The 21,690-nt window shown below is 64.7% G+C and carries 21 protein-coding genes and 2 tRNA genes; 12 read left to right on the forward strand and 11 right to left on the reverse strand.

Annotated elements, in window-relative coordinates; translation table 11 throughout:
* The 5 genes from AC1DVR_RS18150 to AC1DVR_RS18170 all read right to left on the reverse strand — a co-directional run bounded on the left by AC1DVR_RS18150 (position 1) and on the right by AC1DVR_RS18170 (position 5,033).
* Positions 1-702: a hypothetical protein gene (locus AC1DVR_RS18150; protein ID WP_478002016.1), complete on the reverse strand. Its 702-nt coding sequence runs from the start codon at positions 700-702 to the stop codon at positions 1-3.
* Positions 699-1,445: a hypothetical protein gene (locus AC1DVR_RS18155; protein WP_478002017.1), complete on the reverse strand. Its 747-nt coding sequence runs from the start codon at positions 1,443-1,445 to the stop codon at positions 699-701. The genes AC1DVR_RS18150 and AC1DVR_RS18155 overlap by 4 nt, the downstream gene beginning before the upstream one ends.
* 131 nt (positions 1,446-1,576) lie before the next feature.
* Positions 1,577-3,013, reverse strand: a complete 1,437-nt coding sequence (locus AC1DVR_RS18160; protein ID WP_478002018.1) for an NAD(P)-dependent oxidoreductase — start codon at positions 3,011-3,013, stop codon at positions 1,577-1,579.
* A gap of 205 nt (positions 3,014-3,218) precedes the next feature.
* The gene (locus tag AC1DVR_RS18165) at positions 3,219-4,010 is read right to left on the reverse strand and encodes an undecaprenyl-diphosphate phosphatase (RefSeq protein ID WP_478002019.1); all 792 of its coding nucleotides are present in this window, start codon (positions 4,008-4,010) and stop codon (positions 3,219-3,221) included.
* Between the two features lie 39 nt (positions 4,011-4,049).
* Positions 4,050-5,033 (reverse strand): complex I NDUFA9 subunit family protein, encoded by a 984-nt coding sequence (locus tag AC1DVR_RS18170; protein ID WP_478002020.1) that lies wholly within the window; start codon positions 5,031-5,033, stop codon positions 4,050-4,052.
* Positions 5,034-5,194: 161 nt separating this feature from the next.
* Here AC1DVR_RS18170 and AC1DVR_RS18175 point away from each other — a divergent pair.
* Positions 5,195-5,279 (forward strand) — tRNA-Leu (locus AC1DVR_RS18175).
* Positions 5,280-5,462: 183 nt separating this feature from the next.
* Positions 5,463-6,608, forward strand: coding sequence for a hypothetical protein (locus AC1DVR_RS18180; protein WP_478002021.1), 1,146 nt, complete (start codon positions 5,463-5,465; stop codon positions 6,606-6,608).
* A gap of 6 nt (positions 6,609-6,614) precedes the next feature.
* Here the strand turns inward: AC1DVR_RS18180 and AC1DVR_RS18185 are convergent, their stop codons facing one another.
* Positions 6,615-6,938, reverse strand: a complete 324-nt coding sequence (locus AC1DVR_RS18185) for an ArsR/SmtB family transcription factor (protein WP_478002022.1) — start codon at positions 6,936-6,938, stop codon at positions 6,615-6,617.
* A gap of 61 nt (positions 6,939-6,999) precedes the next feature.
* Positions 7,000-7,812, reverse strand: a complete 813-nt coding sequence (locus AC1DVR_RS18190) for an SDR family oxidoreductase (protein WP_478002023.1) — start codon at positions 7,810-7,812, stop codon at positions 7,000-7,002.
* Between the two features lie 132 nt (positions 7,813-7,944).
* Between AC1DVR_RS18190 and AC1DVR_RS18195 the strand changes: the two genes are divergently transcribed.
* Together AC1DVR_RS18195 and AC1DVR_RS18200 are read left to right on the forward strand one after the other, a co-directional pair.
* Positions 7,945-8,880, forward strand: coding sequence for a 2-hydroxyacid dehydrogenase (locus tag AC1DVR_RS18195; protein WP_478002024.1), 936 nt, complete (start codon positions 7,945-7,947; stop codon positions 8,878-8,880).
* A gap of 69 nt (positions 8,881-8,949) precedes the next feature.
* Positions 8,950-10,617, forward strand: coding sequence for a thiamine pyrophosphate-dependent enzyme (locus tag AC1DVR_RS18200; protein ID WP_478002025.1), 1,668 nt, complete (start codon positions 8,950-8,952; stop codon positions 10,615-10,617).
* A gap of 1 nt (position 10,618) precedes the next feature.
* On the opposite strand, the gene AC1DVR_RS18205 is transcribed toward AC1DVR_RS18200, so the two are convergent.
* Positions 10,619-12,526, reverse strand: a complete 1,908-nt coding sequence (locus AC1DVR_RS18205) for an FkbM family methyltransferase (RefSeq protein WP_478002026.1) — start codon at positions 12,524-12,526, stop codon at positions 10,619-10,621.
* A 25-nt stretch (positions 12,527-12,551) separates the two neighbouring features.
* Positions 12,552-13,538 (reverse strand): glycosyltransferase family 2 protein, encoded by a 987-nt coding sequence (locus AC1DVR_RS18210; RefSeq protein WP_478002027.1) that lies wholly within the window; start codon positions 13,536-13,538, stop codon positions 12,552-12,554.
* Between the two features lie 267 nt (positions 13,539-13,805).
* Between AC1DVR_RS18210 and AC1DVR_RS18215 the strand changes: the two genes are divergently transcribed.
* Positions 13,806-15,059 carry a DNA polymerase IV gene (locus tag AC1DVR_RS18215; RefSeq protein WP_478002028.1) on the forward strand — a complete coding sequence of 418 codons (1,254 nt, stop codon included), beginning with the start codon at positions 13,806-13,808 and terminating at the stop codon, positions 15,057-15,059.
* 95 nt (positions 15,060-15,154) lie between these two features.
* On the opposite strand, the gene AC1DVR_RS18220 is transcribed toward AC1DVR_RS18215, so the two are convergent.
* Positions 15,155-16,006 carry an alpha/beta fold hydrolase gene (locus AC1DVR_RS18220; protein WP_478002029.1) on the reverse strand — a complete coding sequence of 284 codons (852 nt, stop codon included), beginning with the start codon at positions 16,004-16,006 and terminating at the stop codon, positions 15,155-15,157.
* Between the two features lie 24 nt (positions 16,007-16,030).
* Positions 16,031-16,903, reverse strand: coding sequence for an N-formylglutamate amidohydrolase (locus AC1DVR_RS18225; protein WP_478002030.1), 873 nt, complete (start codon positions 16,901-16,903; stop codon positions 16,031-16,033).
* Between the two features lie 147 nt (positions 16,904-17,050).
* On the opposite strand from AC1DVR_RS18225, the gene AC1DVR_RS18230 reads away from it, so the two are divergent.
* From AC1DVR_RS18230 to AC1DVR_RS18260, 7 genes are all read left to right on the forward strand, one after another.
* Positions 17,051-17,125: transfer RNA gene (locus AC1DVR_RS18230), tRNA-Val, on the forward strand.
* Between the two features lie 73 nt (positions 17,126-17,198).
* Positions 17,199-17,324 (forward strand): type B 50S ribosomal protein L36, encoded by a 126-nt coding sequence (ykgO, locus tag AC1DVR_RS18235; protein ID WP_023666132.1) that lies wholly within the window; start codon positions 17,199-17,201, stop codon positions 17,322-17,324.
* A gap of 90 nt (positions 17,325-17,414) precedes the next feature.
* On the forward strand, positions 17,415-18,032 hold the full coding sequence (locus tag AC1DVR_RS18240) for an FMN-binding negative transcriptional regulator (RefSeq protein WP_478002031.1): 618 nt from the start codon (positions 17,415-17,417) through the stop codon (positions 18,030-18,032).
* Between the two features lie 62 nt (positions 18,033-18,094).
* Positions 18,095-18,700 carry a glutathione S-transferase gene (locus AC1DVR_RS18245; protein ID WP_478002032.1) on the forward strand — a complete coding sequence of 202 codons (606 nt, stop codon included), beginning with the start codon at positions 18,095-18,097 and terminating at the stop codon, positions 18,698-18,700.
* Positions 18,701-18,947: 247 nt separating this feature from the next.
* Positions 18,948-19,523 (forward strand): ubiquinol-cytochrome c reductase iron-sulfur subunit, encoded by a 576-nt coding sequence (petA, locus tag AC1DVR_RS18250; RefSeq protein WP_478002033.1) that lies wholly within the window; start codon positions 18,948-18,950, stop codon positions 19,521-19,523.
* 12 nt (positions 19,524-19,535) lie between these two features.
* Entirely contained in the window at positions 19,536-20,861 is a 1,326-nt protein-coding gene (locus AC1DVR_RS18255; RefSeq protein WP_478002034.1) for a cytochrome b, read from the forward strand.
* 19 nt (positions 20,862-20,880) lie between these two features.
* A complete protein-coding gene (locus AC1DVR_RS18260) occupies positions 20,881-21,672 on the forward strand; it encodes a cytochrome c1 (RefSeq protein WP_478002035.1) in 792 nt (263 codons plus the stop codon).
* Positions 21,673-21,690: the final 18 nt, after the last annotated feature.

Raw genomic sequence — 21,690 nt, forward strand, 5'->3', positions numbered from 1 at the left:
TCAGGAACCTCCGAGAGATGAGTGGGGCAGGGAAAGCGACGACATCTGATCGTCGCATTCGAACAGCGGCAGGGTGGATGCGAAACCGGGCTTGCCCGGGGCGATGAATTTGACCGGCGCATTGTCGGACGGGGTCCAGGTGCCATCCTCGGCCTCCCACTCCGAATGGCCGGAGAAGAAGGTCCGCCATTCGGGCGAGATGAACTCGTTGCCCTTGGAATGGCGCAGCACGGTGCCCTTGTCGTCGGTCTGGGTATATTCGTATTCGGTCTGCTTCAGCACCACGCCGTCGATCGTGGCCGTCTTGCCGGTCAGCTTGTCAAAGCCCTTGATGGTGGTGTGGCTGCCGTCGCTTTTGGACAGGTTGAAGTCGAAGGTATCCAGCCCCTTCTCGATCAGATCGGTGAAGGAGGCCGGGTCCTTCGGGTTGGCGTCCATCGTCTCCTTGGTCGGCGGGTCGATCTCGTAGCTTTCCAGCCACTGCGCATCGCGGTCGATCTTGGACAGGAAATAGGGGCCGTTCGCATCGTAATCGGCGCGCCACTGGTCGCCGGGCTTGTCGGCCTCGCAGGTGTAGAACTGCGAGACGATGCAGCCGCGCGACTGCACGGTCAGCTTGGCGGTGCAGCCCTTGGGCGGGGTGAAGGTGCCCGCCGCCGCAGGCGCGGCCAGGACGATGAACAGAAGGGCAAGGCGCTTCATGCAGGAACTCCATCCAGGGACGTGAGGGGGGTAGCCAGGCTCAGGCTGCCGCCACAATAGGCCGGTTTGATCGTGTCGAATCCGCTCTGGCCGGGCAGTTGGATCAGCATCGGCCGGTGCGGCGTATCGTCGGGCTTGAACATCGTGCCGCCGGTGGCTTCGCCCGAGACATAGATGCCCAGATCCGGGAAGAGATAGGTCTTCTCAAGGCTGGTGACGACGCCCATCGGCGCGGGCAGGGTCAGGTTGACCGTGGTGTCGATCACCGTGGCCGTCTGACCGCTGAGCGTCACGCTCTTGCCCGAGGGTTTCAGCACCACCGACAGGCGCACCGGCTTTTCCACCCCCATCATCCGCATCGTGCCCTTGGCGGAGAACTTGCCCTTGCCGGTCTTTTCGACCTGCGCCCGTGGCGTCTCGGACAGGGTGGCGACGCGGTTGGTGATCACCAGCCGGCCCTCCGGGTCGGCGGTATAGATCGGCGTACCATCGCGCGTGCCGATCCCGTAGCGGTAGAGCCCGTCCGCATCATAGGTTTCCTCGCGGTAGACCGGGGCGGCAAGGCCGCCCATCGCGTCGCAGGCATAGATCGCCAGCACCTGGCAATCGAGGTACTGCACCGTGGCGACCTTCTTGCAGGAGGCGTCGCGCTGGCTGTAATCGGGCGTGCCCGCCGCCGCCGCGTGGGGAAGGCCGGTGACGGCCAAGGCCATCAGAAGGCCAGGCAGAACTGTTTTGAACATCGCCGTCATTCCCGGATAAGGTCACATCCCCTGACCAAGCCACCTGTGAAGCCTGCCCCGCGTCTTGCGATCTGTCTTCACCAAAGGAAGACGGAAAGAAGACAGGGGCAAGACTCGCCTTTTCTGCTACCTTACTCTGCCGCAACCGAGGCGGATTGCGACAGATAGGTCAGGATCGCATCGGCTGCTTCACGCCCATCGCGGATCGCCCAGACCACAAGGCTTGCCCCGCGCACGATGTCGCCTGCGGCATAGACGCCGGGCAGGCTGGTCGCGTGGCTGCGGAAATCGGCCTTGATCGTGCCCCAGCGGGTCACGGCCAGTTCCGGCACGCCCCAAAGCTTGGGCAGCTCCTCCGGCTCGAAACCGAGGGCTTGCACCACCAGATCGGCGGGTTCGATGTAATCGGCGCCTTCGATCAGCTCGGGCATCTGGCGACCGCTGGAATCCGGGGCACCCAGACGCATTTTCTGCACCATCACACCTTCGACCGCCACGCCGCCGGTGAAGCCCTTGGGCGCCGAAAGCCAGACGAACTCGACACCCTCTTCCTCGGCATTCTGCACTTCGCGCTGGCTGCCCGGCATGTTGGCCTTGTCGCGGCGGTACAGGCACTTGACCGAGGTCGCGCCCTGACGGATCGCCGTGCGCACGCAGTCCATCGCCGTGTCGCCGCCGCCGATGACGACGACGCGCTTGCCCTCGGCGTTCAACTCGCCCGAGTCGAACTCGGCCACGTCATCGCCAAAGCTCTTGCGGTTCGACACGGTCAGGTAATCCAGTGCCTTGACGATGCCCTTGGCGCCAACGCCGGGGGCCGAGATGTCGCGCGACTTGTAGACGCCGGTCGCGATCAGCATCGCGTCATGGCGGCCACGGATCGCGTCAAAGGACAGATCCTCGCCCACTTTGCAGTTCAGCACGAAGGTGACGCCCGCCGCCTCCAGCTGCTCGATGCGCTGCATGACCACCGGCTTTTCCAGCTTGAAGCCGGGGATGCCATAGGTCAGTAGACCGCCCGCGCGGTCATAGCGGTCATAGACCGTGACCTGCACGCCGGCGCGGCGCAGCACATCCGCCGCCGCAAGCCCGCCCGGACCGGCACCGATGATGCCCACGGTTTCGGGGCGATCCACGCCCGGCTTGATCGGCGCGACCCAGCCGTTTTCCCAGGCGAGGTCGGTCAGGTATTTCTCGACCGAACCGATGGTCACGGTGCCATGGCCCGATTGTTCGATGACGCAGTTGCCCTCGCACAGCCGGTCCTGCGGGCAGATGCGGCCGCAGATCTCGGGGAAGGTGTTGGTGGCCTGGCTCAGTTCATAAGCCTCTTGCAGCCGGCCCTCGGCGGTGAGGCGCAGCCAGTCGGGGATGTTGTTGTGCAAAGGGCAATGCGACTGGCAATAGGGCACGCCGCACTGGCTGCAGCGGCTCGCCTGTTCGGCGGCCTTGGAGGCGGCGAACTGGCGGTAAATCTCGTGGAAATCCTCGGCGCGCAAATTGGCGGGGCGCTTCTCGGGTGTCTCCTTGCCCAGGGACACGAATTTCAGCATGCGTTGAACGGCCATCGGCAAAGCTCCCATATTCTCGCCCGGGTCCGGGTTGATACCTTGGGTTGAAACAGAATAAAAGTCAGCAGTGCTGACCTATAAAAGCATTTTCCCGAAGAATTTGACCCTCAGCCTGAATTTTAGGCGAAAAATATGTCAGTACGCGTTACCTATCTGTCGCGGAGCCGTCAAAATGACCCATAAACAGGGGCGATTCGCGGCGTCAGCCGATCACGCCAGCCGCCGCAAGCACCAGAAGAAGCCCGCCGAACAGGATACGATAAATCGCGAAAGCGGTGAAGCGGTGGCTGCGGATATAGGTGAGCAGCCATTTGACCGCGACAAAGGCGGTGATGGTCGAGACGACGAAGGCGATGCTCAGTCCGGTCCAATCCTCGGCCACGCCGCCGCGCATCTGTTTGAGCACCTCATACCCGCTGGCCGCATACATGGTCGGGATGCCGACCAGAAAGGCGAACTCGGTCGCCGCCGCCCGGTTCGAGGTGCCGACCAGCATGGCGACAAAGATCGTCGCGGCGGAGCGCGAAGTGCCGGGGAAGACCCCCGCCACCACCTGCGCCAGACCGACGGCGATGGCGACGCGCAGGGTGATCGTGGTGCGGTCGGGCTGCTTGCCTGCAAAATGCTCCGCCGCGATCATCCAGATGCCGCCCAGCACCAGCGCCCAGGCGACCGGCTGGATCGTGGTGGGCAGTTCCACCCCCAGCTTCTTGACGACCAGCCCGAGGATGGCGGTGATCAGGAAGGCGAGGATCAGTTTTATCAGATAGCTCTGGTTCTTCGGATCGCGCCAGTCGGTCAGCAGGCTGACGATGCGGCGCCAGTAGATCAGCGTCACGGCCAGGATCGCCCCGGCCTGAATGACGATATTGTACATCTCGGACCGCGCGCCCAGCCAGTGTTCGGCCAGAAGAAGGTGGCCGGTGCTGGAGATGGGCAGGAATTCCGTGATCCCTTCGATAACACCCAGGAGGACATCGTTCAGATAATTCACGTCAATCCCCTTGGTGTGCTGTCGAAATGGGCGGCCAGATCAAACCTTGGGCAGGTATTTCGCCGAATCGCGGATCGCCGCGAACTGGCCCGCATTGCGGTAGCGCCACAGATATTCCGGGATCACCGCCGAGAGGTTGGTGGCCTCGATGCCCAGATCGGCCAGGGTTTTCGCCCCGGGGGCGACGACATTGTCATGGTGCAGCTGGCGCACCTGATCCAGGGTCAGGATCTTGTTCTTGAACAGCCCCACCGTCACCGCCGAGATCAGGCCCAAAACGCCACCCATCACCGAACCGACCCAGAACGGCAGGTTGATCACCATCCGGCGACGCTGCACGACGCCGAGCATCCGGTGGATCAGCGCCTTCAGGCTTTCGGCATCCGGCCCGCCCAGTTCATAGATGCCCGAAGCCTGGCCCAGCACGCCCTTGACGGCGGCCTGCGCCACGTCTTCGACATAGACCGGCTGGAATTTCGTGTTGCCGCCGACCAAGGGCAGGATCGGGCCCTTGGTGGCCATCGCGGCGAAGCGGTTGAAGAAGCCGTCCTCGTTGCCGAAGATCACCGAAGGCCGCAGAATCAAGGCCTTGGGGAAGGCTTTCAGCACGGCAGCCTCGCCCTCGCCCTTCGAACGGGCATAGTTGGAGGTCGCAGCGGCATCCGCGCCGATGGCCGAAATATGAACCAGCGTGGCAAGCCCGGCCTCGGCCGCAAGACGAGCGATACGGCCGGCGCCTTCGGCCTGCACCGCGTCAAAGTTGTTGGCGCCGCTGGCGTCAAAGGTGCCCACGCAGTTAACCGCCGCATCGGCGCCCAGAAGCGCATTGGCCACCGAGGCATCGTCACGGATGTTGCAGAAGATCGGCTCGACCTGACCCACCGCGCCAAAGCCGCGCACGAAGATCGCTTCGTTCGGACGCCGCACGGCCACGCGAACCCGCCAGCCCTCACGTGCCATCCGGCGGACGATATACCGTCCGACAAAACCGGAACCGCCAAAGATCGTGACCAGTTTGCTCATGAGGCCCTCGCAAGGTAGCGCCCATCCGGAATTCGGGGCGCGGGACGGCTTCTGAATACAGGCGTGAGGTTCTGCCAGCAAGACCATTCGAGGATGCGTTTTTTTCCGTTTCCCCCCGTTGACACCCCCGACAGGCGCGGCTAAACCCCGCTCCACGATACGCCCGGATGGCGGAATTGGTAGACGCGCTGGTTTCAGGTACCAGTGTTGCAAGACGTGGAGGTTCGAGTCCTCTTCCGGGCACCAATATCGCAAAAAGCCCTGCAATCCTCTGGATTGCAGGGCTTTTTTCTTTTCGGCCCCTTAGAGCCCCGGGACGGCCTCCGCAGAATAGCGCGGCCCTCCCCCTCAAAACGCTTGCTTGGTGGCGGGCCTCTGTCAGTACTGTTCGGATAGCTTTTGGACTTTCATCCTGGGGGGGGAGCAGTGGTGGCATTTACATTCACGGTCAAGGTTTGGCAGGCCACGCGGCCTTCGGAAGCGAAGGGTCTGGGGGTTGGCGAAGCCATGAAAGATGTGCTGACCGCTTTCGGCAAATCGGAAGCCACCATGACGGCTGCGGAATGCGATACCGCCTCGCAGCGCATCGACACGCTGTCCACCGCCTTCACCAAGGCTGTGGCGAAGATGAAGCCGCTGAAATCCAAGGAAGCCACCGCCACGCAAGACAAGATCAAGCTGTGGGAGAAGGAACTGGACAAGGCGCTCGACGCGCTCAAGACGCGCAAATATCAGATCGACGTCGGTCTCGTCTCGGCCAAGTACAAAGAGGTGTTTGACGCCGCGGTCACCGAGCTGAAGAAGGAATTCATGGCCGCCGCCCAGGCCGCCAAGGAGGTCGAGACGCGCGATTTTGTGCCGGCCAAGGAACAGGTGGTGAAATGGGTCAAGCTGGCCCAGGATTGCGCGGTCAAATTCTCCAAGACCTACATCCCCACCGTCGCGCGCGAGATCAAGAAGATCGTCAAGGTCGAGGATGTGGCCCTGCCACCCAACCTCAAGGACAGCAAGGCGATGGTCGACAAGCTGGTCGGCTGGTGTACCCTTTTTGCCGAGGCGGCGAAGCGGAAGACCCAGAAGGACGCCGATGCGCTGGATGACAAGAAAGAGGTCGAAAAGCAGCTGAAGGCCCTGTTCAAGGATTTCCAGGATCTGGAGACCAAGATGAAGGGGCATATCGGCTCCTGCACCAACCTGTCGAATGCGGCCAAGACCACCGCCGAAAAGGCCAAGGTCGAGGTGGTCAAGCCCGAAAACCAGACGGTGGCCAAGAAGCTGGCCGATACGGCGCTGGTCATCAAGGAAAACCTCGAAACCATCCGCAAGACGATCAAGACGCTGAACGACAGTTTCCAGAAGGATTCGGGCGCGCTGTCCAAGGCGTTGAAAGCGGTGGTGGGCCTGCCGGCCTATGACGAGAAGAAGTTTGGCGCCATGGTGAAGGACCGCACCCATGCCGCCGAGATGAGCGTGCAGCAATGCGAGGGGCCCTTGGCCAATGTCGACCGCCAGCTGGACCGGATCCGGCTGATGTATTCCAAAACCACCTATCAGGGTTATGTGTCCAAGCTTTAGTCGCCGTCACTCGGGGGCGCAGAAGGCGTCGCGCAGGGCCGAGACGATCTTGGCGATCTCCGGTTGGGCGATGCTGTAGAAGATGCTCTTGCCCTGCCGGTCGGTCTTGACCAGACCCTCGGCCCGCAGGCGCATCAGCTGTTGCGACACCGCCGGCTGCGAGGCCCCGATCGCCTCGGTCAGCTGGCTGACGCTGCGCGGACCGTCGATCAACTGGCAGAGAATCTCCAGGCGACCCTCGTGGCCGAGGACTTTCAGAAAGGCCACGGCGCGCGGCAAGGCCTCGCGGTGGCCGCGCGGGTCAAAGCTGGAGGGGGCAGGGGTGGGCATGGGCGGTCTTCCGGGTTGTTCGCAGGGAAGATAGTGTCACATTCGCGAAAGTAAATATGTCTCAACCAAGTGTCATCGGCCCTTCGGGCACCGGCATGCCCCCTGCCACGGCGCCCCAGACCGATTGGTCGAAGTTCACGATGGCCCCGGTCATCAGGCCCGCATCCGGCGAGACGAGGAAGTTGACCGCCCGCGCCGCCTCCTCCGGGTCCACCAGGCGGCCGAAGGGCAGGGCGGCGGCGGCCTTCTCCTCCCATTCCGGGTCTTGCTTCACCTGCAACTCGCGTTCGTGGTCCGAGGCCATCCAGCCGACGTTGAGCTGGTTGACCCGGATCCGGTTGGCCATGACCGAAAAGGCGGTGTTCGCGGTCAGCGTGGTCAGCGCCCCTTTCGAGGCGCAATAGGCGCTGATGAAGGGCTGCCCCGCCAGGGCCGAGATCGAGCCGATGTTGCAGATCGCCCCTTCGATCCCGTCGCGGATCATCAGCTTGATCGCCTCCTGCATCAGGAAATAGGGGCCGCGGACATTGGTGGCGAAGAGCCGGTCAAAAAGCTCGGGCGAGGTGTCGAGGATGGTGCCGCGGTCGGTCGAGGCCCCGGCATTGACCAGAACGTCGATCCGGCCAAACAGACGGTCGGTTTCGGCGATGGCATGGCGGCAGTCGTCAACGCGGGCGAAATCGGCGCGCAGGAAGTGGGTCTCCAGCCCAAAGGCGGCTTCGATGTCCTTGGCCACCGCCTCGCCCCGGCGCAGGTTGCGCCCGGTGATCACCAGACCCGCAGCCCCCGCCGCCGCCAGCCGCCGCGCGATGGCCGCGCCAAGGCCCTGCGTCGCCCCGGTCACCACGCAGATCTTGCCATCCATCCGGTTCATGCGAGCCCCTCCCTGCCTTTGCCCGACCATAGACCGAAGCCCCGGGCATCGCCAGACGGGCAGCGTTTGGCGCTCGACCTTGCGGGCGGGGTTTTCTAATCTGCCCTGAACCCATGGATCAAAGGCGCGATGATGAAACCCCATGTCCTGCAACTGAGCGATTACCCGGCGTGGGATCAGACACCCTTGGAGGCGGCCTTCACACTCCACCCTTATTACGCGGCCAAGGACAAGGCGGCCTATCTGGCCGAGGTCGGCCCGCAGATCAGGGCGATTGCCAGCAATGGCGGTGTCGGCGCCTCGGCCGAGGTGATCGCGGCCTGTCCGGCGCTGGAGCTGATCAGCCTTTACGGCGTGGGCTATGACGCGGTGGACCTTCAGGCCTGCCGCGCGCGCGGCATCCGGGTGACCAATACGCCCGATGTCCTGAACGACGATTGCGCCGATCTGGCGGTGGGCATGGTGCTGGCCTTGGCGCGCGGCATGGTCAAGGCCGAGGACTGGGCGCGTTCCGGCGCCTGGGAGAAGGCGAGCTTTCCCCTGCAGCGCCGGGTCACCGGGATGCGGGCCGGCATTCTCGGCCTCGGCCGGATCGGGCAGGCGGTGGCGGATCGGTTGACCGGTTTTGGCATGAAGATCGCCTATTGCGCCCGCAGCGCCAAGGACGTGCCTTACGCCTTCATCCCCGACCCGGTGGCGCTTGCCGCGCAGTCCGATGTGCTGATCGTCACGGCGCTGGCCAATGCCGAAACCCGCCACATCGTCAATGCCCGTGTGATCGAGGCGCTGGGGCCGCAGGGCCTGCTCGTCAACATTTCGCGCGCCTCCAACATCGACGAGGCGGCGCTGCTGGACGCGCTGGAATCCGGGCTTCTGGGCGGCGCCGCGTTGGATGTGTTCGAGGGCGAGCCGCGGATCAACCCGCGCTTTCTGCCGCTGACCAATGTGCTTTTGCAGCCGCACCACGCCTCGGCCACGGTGGAGACGCGCAAGGCGATGGGGCAGCTGATGCGCGACAACCTGACGGCGCATTTCGCGGGCCAGCCCTTGCTGACGCCGGTGATCTGAGGCGGGTGATCTGACGCTCGACACCGCCGCACGCCTCGCCCATGATCGCGGCAAAAGCGGAGGCAAGAGATGCGGAACGGCGGGCAAATTCTGGTGGAAAGTCTGGTGGCTTTGGGCGCGGTCAAGGCTTTTGGCGTGCCGGGTGAAAGCTATCTGGCGGTGCTGGACGCGATGCACGACACCGCGGGGCGCTTTGACTATGTCCTGTGCCGCAACGAGGGCGGCGCCAGCTTCATGGCCGCCGCCTGGGGCAAGCTGACAGGCTTGCCCGGCATCTGCATGGTGACCCGTGGCCCGGGGGCTGCCAATGCGATGATCGGCGTCCATACCGCCCGGCAGGATTCGACGCCTATGCTGTTGTTCGTCGGGCAGATCGCCCGCTCCGACCGGGAGCGCGAAAGCTTTCAGGAGGTCAACTACCGCGCCGTCTTTGGCACCATGGCGAAATATGTGGTCGAGATTGACGAGACCGCCCGTATCCCGGAGCTTCTCGCCCGGGCCTGGACCACCGCCATCTCGGGCCGCCCCGGCCCGGTGGTGGTCGCCCTGCCCGAGGATATGCTGGCCGAGATGAGCGATGTCGCCCCCTTGCCAGCGCCCCTGCCCAAGATCGCCGAGCCCGCCCCCGACGCCGCCGCCCTGACCCGCGCCCGCAGCCTTCTGGCCGGGGCCGAGCGCCCGCTCATCCTCGCCGGTGGTACCGGCTGGACGGCGGAGGGGCGTGCCGCCCTTCAGGCCTTTGCCGAAGCCTCCGACATCCCGGTCGCGGCGGCGTTTCGCTGTCAGGATGTGATCGACCATAATTCCCCCGTCTTTGTCGGTGAGGCCGGGGTCGGCATGTGGCCGCATCTGGCCCAGATGATCCGCGAGGCGGATGTGATCCTCGCCCTCAACCTGCGAATGGATGAGATGACGACGGGGGCCTATACGCTTCTGTCGGTGCCGCTGCCGCAGCAAAGGCTGATCCATGTTCATCCCGCGTCGGAGGAGTTGGGCAAGATCTATGTGGCCCAAGAACCGATCCAGTCCGGGCCGAACGCGTTTTGCAAGGCGCTTGCTCCGGTCTCGGGCGGCTGGGCCGCGTGGCGGGCCAAGGCGCGCAGCCAGTACGAGACGGCCTTTGCGGCGCCCGCCCAACCCTCGCCGGTCGATATGGCGGCGGTGATGGCGGTTCTGGGGCAGGTCCTGCCGGAAGACGTGATCCTGACCAATGGCGCGGGGAATTTCGCGACCTGGCCGAGCCGGCATTTCCGCTTTGGCCCCAAGGCCCGGCTTCTGGCGCCGCAATCGGGGGCGATGGGCTACGGCCTGCCCGCCGCCATCGCGGCCAGCATCGCCCGGCCCGGGCGCCGCGTGGTCTGCTTTGCCGGCGACGGCGATTTTCAGATGAATTGTCAGGAGCTTGCGACCCTGGCCCAGCATGGCGCAACGCCGATTGTCCTGATCCTCGACAACGGGATCTACGGCACGATCCGCGCCCATCAGGAACGCCAGTTCCCGGCAAGGGTCTTTGGCACCACGATGGTCAACCCCGACTTTGCCGAGGTCGCCCGCGCCTATGGTCTTTTCGCCGAACGGGTCGAGCGGACCGAGGATTTCGCCGCAGCCTTCGCCCGCGCCAGCGCCGCAGCCGACAATGGCACCGCCGCCGTCCTGAACCTTGCCATCGCCGCCGAGGCGATCGCGCCGCGGCAAAGGCTCAGCGCGCTGCGTGCGGCGGCGCTTGAAAAGGGCTGAGCTATTTGCGCAGCGACTTCATCATCGGCACATGCATCTCGAAGGAGTCGAGATAGGCCCAGCCATAGGACGGGCCAAAGCCTTTCAGATGCTCTTCCAGCACCGAGACGTGGTAGCCGAAGTCCAGCGGCAGGAAGGCCGAGACCGGCAGTCCGGCAAAGACCGCCTCGCCCAGCGTCTTGCGGGCATAGACCCAAAGCTCTGCCGCGCCCCGGATGAAGGAGGGCCGCAGATCGCTGCGCAGGTTGGGGTAGATCCAGTTCACGGTGTTGATGAAGCTGCGCAGCATCGGGGTGAAATCGCTCCACCCCTCCGCCGTGCCGCGTTTCAGCAGCAGGCGGAACATCTCCAGCGAGTAGAAATTCCGCTCGTCATCGCGGCGGATGTCCTGCCCCGGGTGCTGACGGTAGCCATAGGACACGCCGTCCAGCACCGGCACGTTGTGCACGGCTTGCAGGGTCAGCATCTGGAAGATCTGGTCGTCGAAGGCGCGGATGTGCTCAGGGAACCAGATCTTGCGATTGTCGAGAAAATCGCGGCGATAGATCCTGCGCCAGATCGAGGGCTGGCCCTGCATCAGAAAGCTCGAGTCCAGCAGGTGGCAGGTCCGCGCGCCGAAGGGATGGCGGCGGGCGAATTTCACCGCGTCGTCGGCGGCTTCGTAGGACGGCGTGCTGCGCAGGCCCTGCGCGTCGTCGTCGAACAGCAGTTCAAAGCCGCCCTGGACGATTTCCGCCCCGGTGTGGCGCGCCAGTTCCAGCAGGCCCGCGAAAAGACCGGGCCCCGGGATGTCATCGGCATCGACAAAGGCGATATGGCTGGCGGTCGACTTCATGCGGCCAAAGTTGCGCGCCGAGGCGCAGCCGCCGTTGGGCTTTTGCAGCAGGACCACCCGCGGATCATCGCCGAAATGCGCCCGCACCACGTCCGCGGAGTCGTCGGTCGATCCGTCATCGACCACCAGCGCGCGCACTTCGCGGCTGTCGCCGTTCAGGATGCCTTCGACGCAGGCGATGATGAAATCGCGCGAATTGTACATGGCCACGGCCACATCCAGGCGCGGCTCCAGCGTCTCTTTGGTGCGGCGCAGGCCCAGAAGCGGGGTGCCGGCCAGCGGCAGCCAGGTTTGCCGCAGCCCCGCCGTTTCGCCAAAGACCAGCGCCGAGGGGACATGCGACCAGACCTCTCCGATGATGTGATCCAGCGGGCAGGCTTTCAGATCCTCCAGGATCTGCGCCTCGGACTTGGGGGCGAGCAGTTTCAGCAGCCGCGGTTCCAGCAATGCCAGCGCCTTGGCGGTGATCGTCGGCACCAAGATGTCGATGAAATCCGGTGCCGGCCCGGCGCCGCGTTCCATATAGCCGAGGTTTTCCTCGTGCCGGCCGAAGGGGCGGGTGGGCAGCAGCGCGGCGAGGGTTTCGACCCGGTCGCGGTTGCCCAAGGCGATCTCGGCCAGGATTTCTTGCACCAGCCCGGGGTTTTCGGGCGCATCCTCGGCCTCAGCACCCACCGCGAAGGGCAGCGCCACCACGTTGGACAGGCCCTGCGTCAGGATATTCTGGTGCAAGGCGGCATAGCTTTGCGGGTCGGGTTCAAAGCAATAGACCTGCCAGCCCGGGAAGGCCGCGGCAAAGGGGATGGCGAAGGCGCCGAAGCCCGCGCCGACATCCAGCGCCACGCCGGTCGGCGCCAGGGTCTGCGTGGCCAGGGCGGATTGATAGATCATCTCAAGCCGCCAGAGGGAATCGGTCTGCAGAAAACCAAATTCGGGCGTCAAGAGATCGCAGTTTTGTCCGAAAGCCTTCACCTTCACGCGTTCAGGGATCGGGGCATGAGCATCGCGCAGGGCTTCAACCAGATCGTCTTCCGAAAACTCGGACACCAGGGCAGTCACGGAAGCAACCTCCATCAGCGCCTTGTGCGCCTTTTTCTGATCATGCGGCATGGGACAGGGATCCGATGTAGCGGCGGAGTTGGTCAAGATCACCCGCCTCGCGCGGAATGCCGGGCGGCAGATGCAGGTAAAGCGGGTCGATCAGGGCCAGCATGATCTGCACACATTGCCGATAGCTGGCCCGGTGATGCAGCGAAACCGAGACCTCGCACCATTCGACGATCCGCATGCAGGAGGCCAGAACCGCCGCGCGATGGGCGGCATTGTGGAACTCCGCCCGCTGGGCGAAAGCCTCCAGCGTCAGTTTGGTCACGGCGATGATGCCAAAGCGCATGTCGCCCGAGGTGGCGGTGATCTGGGGCCGGCTGTAGCGGCGGAAATAGGTGAAGGCCGGGGTGTCCAGGAAGGCGATCCTGTCGGCTGCGGCGATCAGACCGGTGTGAAAGTAGATATCCTCGAAGAAATGGGTGTTGGGAAAGCCGATCCCGGTCTTCTGCAGAAAGGCGCGCCGGACCACCTTATTGGCCGACTGCGGCTCGATCCCCTGGGCGAGGCAGGCGATCCGGGTGAAATCCTGCGCGCTGCGCTGGGTGAAATTGGCAGGGTTGAGCGCCGCGATCGTCTTGAAGATCCGGTCGTCGTAGAAGGCCCCGATGTCCTGGCGCAGATCCTGCAGGATGCCGGGGCAGATCAGCAGGTCGGGGTCGTGCAGGTCCAGCGCGCGGACGATCGCCGCAAAGGACCAGTTCGGCCGGGAATCATCGGCGTCGAGAAAGCAGATGTAATCGCCGGTCGCCCGTTCGATCGCCCGGTTGCGCGCGCTGGACAAGCCGTCGTTGGCCTGGCGGATCACCAGAATCCGCGGGTCGTCCAGCCCGGCCAGAATCGCGGTGGTCTCGGGCTGCGACCCGTCATCGACCACAATGTACTGAAAATCCATGAAACTCTGCGCCAGGATCGAGTTGACGCTGGTCAGCAGGGCGCGTCCTTCGTTGAAAGTGGTCGTGATGCAAGTCAATCTTGGCATGAGGTCCTGTCCGTGCTGTCGTTTGGCCCGGTCGCGCAAGCAATACTACGCCAGTGCCTTTAACGACTGGTTGAACGTCAGGCAATGCAATGTGCTCAGGCTCCAATCTATTGGTCCGGGCGCAGATTGCGCAGTTTTCTCGCGCGGCTGCATCATTTTTCCGCAGATGCTGGCCGAAGCGGCGGATTTCGGCTGCGGAATGGGGCGGTCGCCGCCGGTGCGCGGCGCCTTTCCCAGAGCGGCCCCGGCGTGATAACAAGGGGGATCATGTCCACGCTCTGCCGCGACTGCCTCACCCTTTTTGCCGCCGGGTCGCGTTGCCCGGCCTGCCGCAGCCCGCGCGTGGTGGCCCATGCCGAGCTGGAGAGTCTTTCGATCGCCCATATGGACTGCGACGCCTTCTATGCCTCGGTCGAAAAGCGCGACAATCCGGCGCTGCGCGATGTGCCGCTGATCGTGGGCGGCGGAACGCGGGGGGTGGTTTCGACCTGCTGTTATCTCGCACGCATCCATGGTGTCCGCTCGGCCATGCCGATGTTCCAGGCGCTGAAGCTTTGCCCGCAGGCCACGGTGGTCAAGCCGCGGATGTCGGTCTATGTCGAGGTCTCGCGCCAGATCCGCGCGCTGATGGAGGTGCTGACTCCCGCGATCCAGCCCCTGTCGCTGGACGAGGCTTTTCTCGACCTGACCGGCACCGCCCGCCTGCATGGCGCGCCGCCCGCCGTGATGCTGGCCCGCCTGACCCGGGAGATGGAGGCGCAGATCGGTGTCACCGGCTCGATCGGCCTGTCGCATAACAAGTTTCTGGCCAAGATCGCCTCCGATCTCGACAAGCCGCGCGGGTTTTCGGTGGTGGGGCGGGGCGAGACGGCGGATTTCCTGCGCAACAAGCCGGTGCGGATCATCTGGGGCGTCGGTGTCGCGACCCAGGCCCAGCTGGAGGCCGCCGGCATCCGTACCATCGCCGACCTGCTGCGCTGGGACCGGGGCGATCTGCAAGCCCGCTTCGGCCAGACCGGCGAGCGGCTCTATCAACTGGCGCGGGGCGAGGATGCCCGCCGCGTCATGCGCGACGAGAAGCTGAAATCCATCTCGAAGGAGACCACGTTTTTCCAGGATACTTCCGATGCCGACCTGCTCGACGGCCATATCTGGCGGCTGTCCGAACAGGTGGCCGACCGCGCCAAGGCCAAGCAGCTGTCCGGCCGCACCGTCACCCTGAAACTGCGGCGCGGCGATTTCCAGATCGTCACAAGGCGCCAGGCCCTGTCCGACCCGACCCAGCTGACCGATCGGATCTACCGCGCCGCCAAGGCGCTTTTCGCCAATTCCGGCACCAAGGGCCCGTTCCGGCTGATCGGCGTCGGCATCTCTGACCTCGCGCCCGAGGATCAGGCCGATCTCTCGCCCGACCTCCTGGACCCCGATGCCCCCAAACGCGCCAAGGCCGAACGCGCCGCCGACGCGATCCGCGCCCGCTTTGGCCATGAGGCGATCATCAAGGGCCGCGCGCTGCGCTGAAGGGGCCCGACTCGGGGCTGATCCTTTTATTTTGGCACAAATATCCTCGGGGGTGCGGGGGTGGAAAACCCCCGCTTCTCCTGCCGGGACCGGGCTCAGTTGTCGATCAGCGCGCGCACCGCCTTGGTATAATCCGCGGGTGCCTGCAGCAGCGCGAAATGGCTGGCATCGGGCAGGATCACCAGCTTGGCCCCGGGGATGAGGCTCGCGATCTTTTCGGTATGGGCGCGCAGGATGGCCTGGTCGTGATCGCCCGCCGCCACCACGGTCGGCACCTTGATCGCGGCCACTTCGGCATCGGTCCAGTTCGGCTGGCTCGCCCACATGGCCGAGATCTGTGTCACGAAGGCTTCGTACTGATCGGGGGTCGGCGAAAGGCGGGCGTAATCCTTGCCCATCCATTCGATATATTCGCCAAACTGCTTGTCTTCACCCACCTTGGGGTCGACGCCGTCGGGGGTGATATTGGCGGCCTGGGCGAAAAGGTGCTTCAACCGCTCCGGGTGGTGCATCGCGATGTCCAGCCCGATGATCCCGCCATCCGACCAGCCGACCAGATCCACGGTATCGACCTTCAGATAATCCATCAGCGCCAGATAATCCGAGGCCATCAGGTCATAGCCGAAAGGCTCCTCCGTCCGGGTCGAGCGGCCGTGGCCCCGGCTGTCGGCCACGATGACCAGATGATCCTGCATCAGGTCGATCACTTGGTTGGCCCAGAGGTCCGAGTTGCCCAGCCCGCCGTGGATCAGAAGCACCGGCTCGCCCGCGCCGAAGGTCGCGTAATACATCTCGATGCCGTTCACGCTGGCCATGCCGCTGGCCACCGGGGTCGGCATCGGCGGCGGCATGGGAATCGTCGTCCAGCGCTCCTCGGCCCGGGCGGGCAGCGCGAGGGCCAGAATCAATCCGGTTGCGGCAAGTCTTGTGGCGGCAAACAGGCGCATCGGCCTCTCCTCTCTATACGGCTCTCATTCGGCGGCGATCGGCAGGGCGCGGCGTCCGATGCTGGCGATATCGGCCACCACGCGCGACATGCGCAGGCAAAAGGCAGAAAAGCTCGGCAAAGGCTCGACCCGGCGCTCGTCGAGGTAGAGCGAGCGGTCGATCTCGACCTGGACCACATGTTTGCGGCTGACCGGGTGGCCATAGGCCTGGGCGATATAGGCTCCGGCAAAGGGCGAGTTGCGCGCGACGCGAAAGCCCGCGCCGGCAAAGATCGCCTCGATCTGCTCGACCACCTCGCGCGAGGCGGCGGCGCCGAAGCGGTCGCCCAGCACCACCTCGGGCAGGGCGTGGCCGGGGCGGGCATGGGCCTCGATCGCCTCGTGCGGCATCGAGTGGCAGTCGATCAGGATCGCCTCGCCAAAGGTCGCATGGGTCTGGTCCACCAGATCGCGCAGGGTGGCGTGCCAGGGCCGCCAGTGGCTGTCGATTCGCGCCTCGGCCTCGTCGCGGCCGATCTTGCCGGAATAAATCGCGCGACCGCCCGCCACGACCCGGGGGATGACGCCGAGGCCGGAGGAGATTCGCGGGTTGTGCGCCGGGCGCATCACCCCCTCGATCACCGCGGGGTCAAGCTCGTCGCAGCCGCGGTTGAGGTCGATGAAGGCGCGTGGCGCGCGGGCGCACAAAAGCGGCGCCCCATTCAGCGGCGCGCGGGCGAAAAGCCTGTCTACATAGGCATCCTCCGATGATCGCAGCAGCATCGGCGACAGCGGGCTGGAGGCGAGAAACGCGGGCGGATATTCGCGCCCCGAATGCGGTGAGGAGAAGATGACGCTGGTCACCTGCCGCTCGGGTCGGGCAAGGCGAAAGGAAAGGCCCTCGGAATACTCGGTCATGCGCTCCTCCATCGTCTAGGTATAGCGGGTAAATTCGGTGTGGAGAAAGCCCTTGAACAGCCCAGCGACTCTCTTTATAGACCCGGCACCGACGCGGTTTTGCCCAAGCGTCACTTTGGTGACAGGGGCAGGATGTGACGGCACGGAGGGCGGTTAGCTCAGCGGTAGAGCACTACGTTGACATCGTAGTGGCCACTGGTTCGATCCCAGTACCGCCCACCATTCACCGCTGGTCGCAGGACCAGCACGGTTTTCAATTGGCGCGAGGACGCGCCGCGAACAGAAGGAGACAGCCATGAAGGTTGCAAACTCGCTCCGCTCGCTGAAGACGCGTCATCGCGATTGCCAAGTCGTGCGCCGTAAAGGCCGCGTCTATGTGATCAACAAGACGCAAAAGCGCTACAAGGCCCGTCAGGGTTGAGCTGCGTTTTTCAGCACGGATGATGGGCCGCCAGGGGAACCTCGGCGGCTTTTTCATTTGAACTCAACCGTCTCGCCCTCCGGGTCCGCCATGCATCCCAACCCCGCCTTTCGCCAGACCCCGACCGCCCGCAACCTTGATTTCGCAAGGGCGCGTGGCTTCGGCACCCTGTGCGTCAATGGGGTGGCGGGACCGGTGCTGGCCCATGTGCCCTTCCTTCTGTCCGAAGACGGCAGCCATGCCGACCTGCATCTGGCGCGCTCCAACGCGGTGATCGCGGCGGGCGTGGCTGGAGGAGTGCCTGGGGCCGCCGTGCTCGCGGTGACGGGGGCGGATGGCTATGTCTCGCCCGACTGGTATGGTGTCGAGGATCAGGTGCCGACCTGGAACTACATCGCCGTCCACCTGCGCGGCACCCTGACCGAACTGCCGCCCGAGGCGCTGGAGGCCCATGTCAACGCGCTGTCGGACATGTTCGAAGCGCGGCTGGCGCCGAAGCCGGTCTGGAAAAGCGCGAAGATGACCGAAGGCGTCATGGCGCGGATGCTGCGGATGATTCGGCCCTTCCGGCTGCAGATCACCCAGATCGACGGCACCTGGAAGCTGAACCAGAACAAGACCGAAGAAGCCCGCGCCGGGGTGATCCGCGCGCTGGACGCCCGGGGCGGTGCTGCCGCCGCGCTGGCGCAGGCGATGCGCGAGGGCTGAGTGCGGCTGTACAGCGCGCGCCGCCCGCGGTAGCAAAGGGCATCCCGAAGAGAGGCCCTGCCATGCAGCTTTATTACTCGCCCGCATCCCCCTTTGTCCGCAAGGTCATGGTCCTGGCGCATGAGTTGGGCATCACGGATCGGATCGAACTGGTGCCGGCCGCTGGCACCGCCGTGGCACCGGGCACCATGCCGGTCGACCGGAACCCCCTGGGCAAGCTGCCCACCCTGATCACCGACGCGGGCAAGGCGATCTATGACAGCCGGGTGATCTGCCGCTATCTCGATAGCCAGTTCGCCGGCGGTTTCTACCCCGAGCCGCGGATCTGGGATGTGCTCACGCTGGAGGCCACGGCCGACGGGCTGCTGGAGGCGGCCCTGCTGATGGTCTACGAGGCGCGCATCCGCCCGGCCGAGATCTGCTATGCGCCCTGGGTCGAGGGGCAATGGGCCAAGGTCGCCCGCACGCTGGACATGCTGGAAACCTCCGGCATGGCGCAGCTTTCGGGTCCGGTGGACATGGGGCAGATCGCACTCGCTTGCGGGCTCGGCTACCTCGACTTCCGCCACGGGGCGCGCGACTGGCGCGCGGGCCATCCCGCGCTTGCCGCCTGGGAGGCCGGATTCGCCCAAAGGCCGGCGATGGTTGCGACCCTTCCCAAGGCGTGAACTTGCCGGCGCAAGGCCGCCGCAAGACCGCCTCTCTTGCCGGGCGCGGGCGATATGGGGGCGCGGGTTGCGACTTCAAGGTCGCTCCTTGCGGAAATCGGGTTTCGCAAAGCCCTGCGCGCCTTTGACCGCTGGACGGCCCGGCAATCCTTGGCTAAAACCCGCCGAGCAAGGCTGTGAGCGTATCACGGTCTGTTGAGGTTCAGGGGCTGCTGACAACAGCGGCCAGCGGAAGGGAGAAATATTCGTGTCCCATGCTGACGACAGCGCAGGATCCCACAACGCCGATCGGCGGGATTTCCTGTATTACGCGACCGCCGGGGCTGGCGTCGTGGCGACTGGTGCGGCGGTTTGGCCGCTGGTCAACCAGATGAACCCCTCTGCGGACGTCAAGGCGCTGGCCTCGATCGACGTTGACATCGGGGGCGTGGCCGAGGGCACGCAGCTGACCGTGCTGTGGCGCGGCAAGCCGGTCTTCGTGCGCCACCGCACCGCCGATGAGATCAAGGCGGGGCAGGCTGTCGCGCTGTCCGATCTTGTGGACACCAATGCCGAGAATGACAACCTGCCGGCCGGCACCGATGCCAGCGACGCCAACCGCGCGCTGGACAAGGACGGCAAGTGGCTGGTGATGATGGGCGTTTGCACCCACCTGGGCTGCGTGCCGCTGGGCGATGGCGCCGGCGAGTTCGGCGGCTGGTTCTGCCCCTGCCACGGCTCGCAGTACGACACGGCAGGCCGCATCCGCAAAGGGCCGGCCCCGCGCAACCTGCAAGTGCCGGTCGCCGCTTTCATCAACGACACCACGATCAAGCTCGGGTAAGGAACATAATCGATGGCCGGTATCCCGCACGACCACTACGAGCCTAAATCGGGCTTTGAAAAATGGCTCCACAGCCGCCTGCCGATCGTCAGCATCCTTTACGACACGCTGATGCTCCCGACGCCGAAGAACCTCAACTGGATGTGGATCTGGGGCATCGTCCTGACCTTCTGTCTGGCGCTGCAGATCGTGACCGGCATCGTGCTGGCCATGCATTACACGCCGAACGTCGATCTGGCCTTCGGTTCGGTCGAGCATATCATGCGCGACGTGAACGGCGGCGTGATGCTGCGTTACCTGCATGCCAACGGCGCCTCGCTGTTCTTCTTCGCCGTCTATTGCCACATCTTCCGCGGCCTCTACTACGGCAGCTACAAGTCCCCGCGCGAAGTGACCTGGGTCATCGGTATGATCATCTACTTCCTGATGATCGCCACCGCCTTCATGGGTTACGTTCTGCCCTGGGGTCAGATGAGCTTCTGGGGCGCCACCGTGATCACCGGCCTGTTCGGCGCGATCCCGGGTGTCGGCACCGCGCTGCAGGAATGGCTGCTTGGCGGCTTTGCCGTCAGCAACGCCACGCTGAACCGCTTCTTCTCGCTCCACTACCTGCTGCCCTTCGTGATTGCCGCTCTGGTAGGCGTCCACATCTGGGCCTTCCACACCACCGGCAACAACAACCCGACCGGGGTTGAAGTGCGCCGCGGGTCCAAGGAAGAGGCCGAGCGCGACACCGTTCCCTTCTGGCCCTACTACGTCATCAAGGACCTGTTCGCGCTGGCCGTGATCCTGATGCTGTTCTTCGCGGTTGTGGGCTTCATGCCGAACTACCTGGGCGACCCGGACAACTACATCCAGGCCAACCCGCTCGCCACCCCGGCGCATATCGTGCCGGAATGGTATCTCTTGCCCTTCTACGCCATCCTGCGGACCTTCGATAACACGGTCTGGGTGGTGCAGCTGGTTCACTTCCTGACCTTCGGCATCGTCGACTCGAAACTGTTCGGCGTCATCGCGATGGCCGGTGCGATCCTTGCCATGGCGCTGGCGCCCTGGCTGGACACCTCCTCGGTGCGTTCGGGCCGCTACCGACCGATGTTCAAAGCCTGGTTCGCCGTTCTGGTGATCGACTTTGTCGTGCTGATGTGGTGCGGCTCTCAGGTGCCTTCGGCCTTCACCGGCTGGGTCGGCCTGATCGCCTCGACCTACTGGTTCGCCTATTTCCTCGTGATCCTGCCGCTTCTGGGCGTGCTGGAAAAGCCGCTGCTGCCGCCGGCGACGATCGAGGAAGACTTCAAGTCGCACTACGCCGACCCCGTTTCTGGCCCGGCCGAGTGAGAGAAAGGAACTGACTGATATGTTTCGCAAAATCGCAATCAGCGCTGTTTCCGCTCTGACCCTGCTGACCGGCGCGGCTTGGGCCGAAGAAGGCACCGAGACGACGGATATCGCCTTCAGCTTCGAGGGGCCCTTCGGCACCTTCGACGCGCACCAGCTGCAGCGCGGGCTTCAGGTCTATACCGAGGTCTGCGCGGCCTGCCACGGGCTGAAGTTCGTCCGCATCGGCGCCCTGGCTGAACCGGGCGGCCCGACCCTGCCGGAAGAGCAGGTCAAAGCCTATGCCAAGACGATCACCGTCAAGGACGCGGTGACCGGTGAAGACCGCCCGGCCACCCCGGCCGACCATTTCCCGGCCAACACCGGGGCTGGCGCACCGGACCTGTCGGTCATGGCCAAGGCCCGCAAGGGCTTCTCCGGGCCCTATGGTCTGGGCACCAACCAGCTCTTCAAGGGTATGGGCGGACCGGAGCATATCTATTCGATCCTGACCGGCTTCACCGGCGAATCGAAGGATCTTGCTGGCGTGACCCTCTACGGCAACAAGGCCTTCCCGGGCGGTTACATGGCGATGCCCGACACCGCCCTGGCCGCTGGTCAGGTCAAATACGCCGACGGCACCGAAGCAAGCCTGAGCCAGGAATCGCAGGACGTCGCTGCCTTCCTGATGTGGGCTGCCGAGCCGAAGATGATGGTCCGCAAGGAATCCGGCTTCAAGGCCGTGCTTCTCTTGGGTCTGCTCTCGGTCCTGCTGTACCTGACCAACAAGCGTCTGTGGTCCAAGGTCAAGGGCAAGAAGATCGCCCACTGATCTGCAAAGCATTGAATG

This window comes from Rhodobacter sp. P2_H5, from assembly GCF_056403335.1.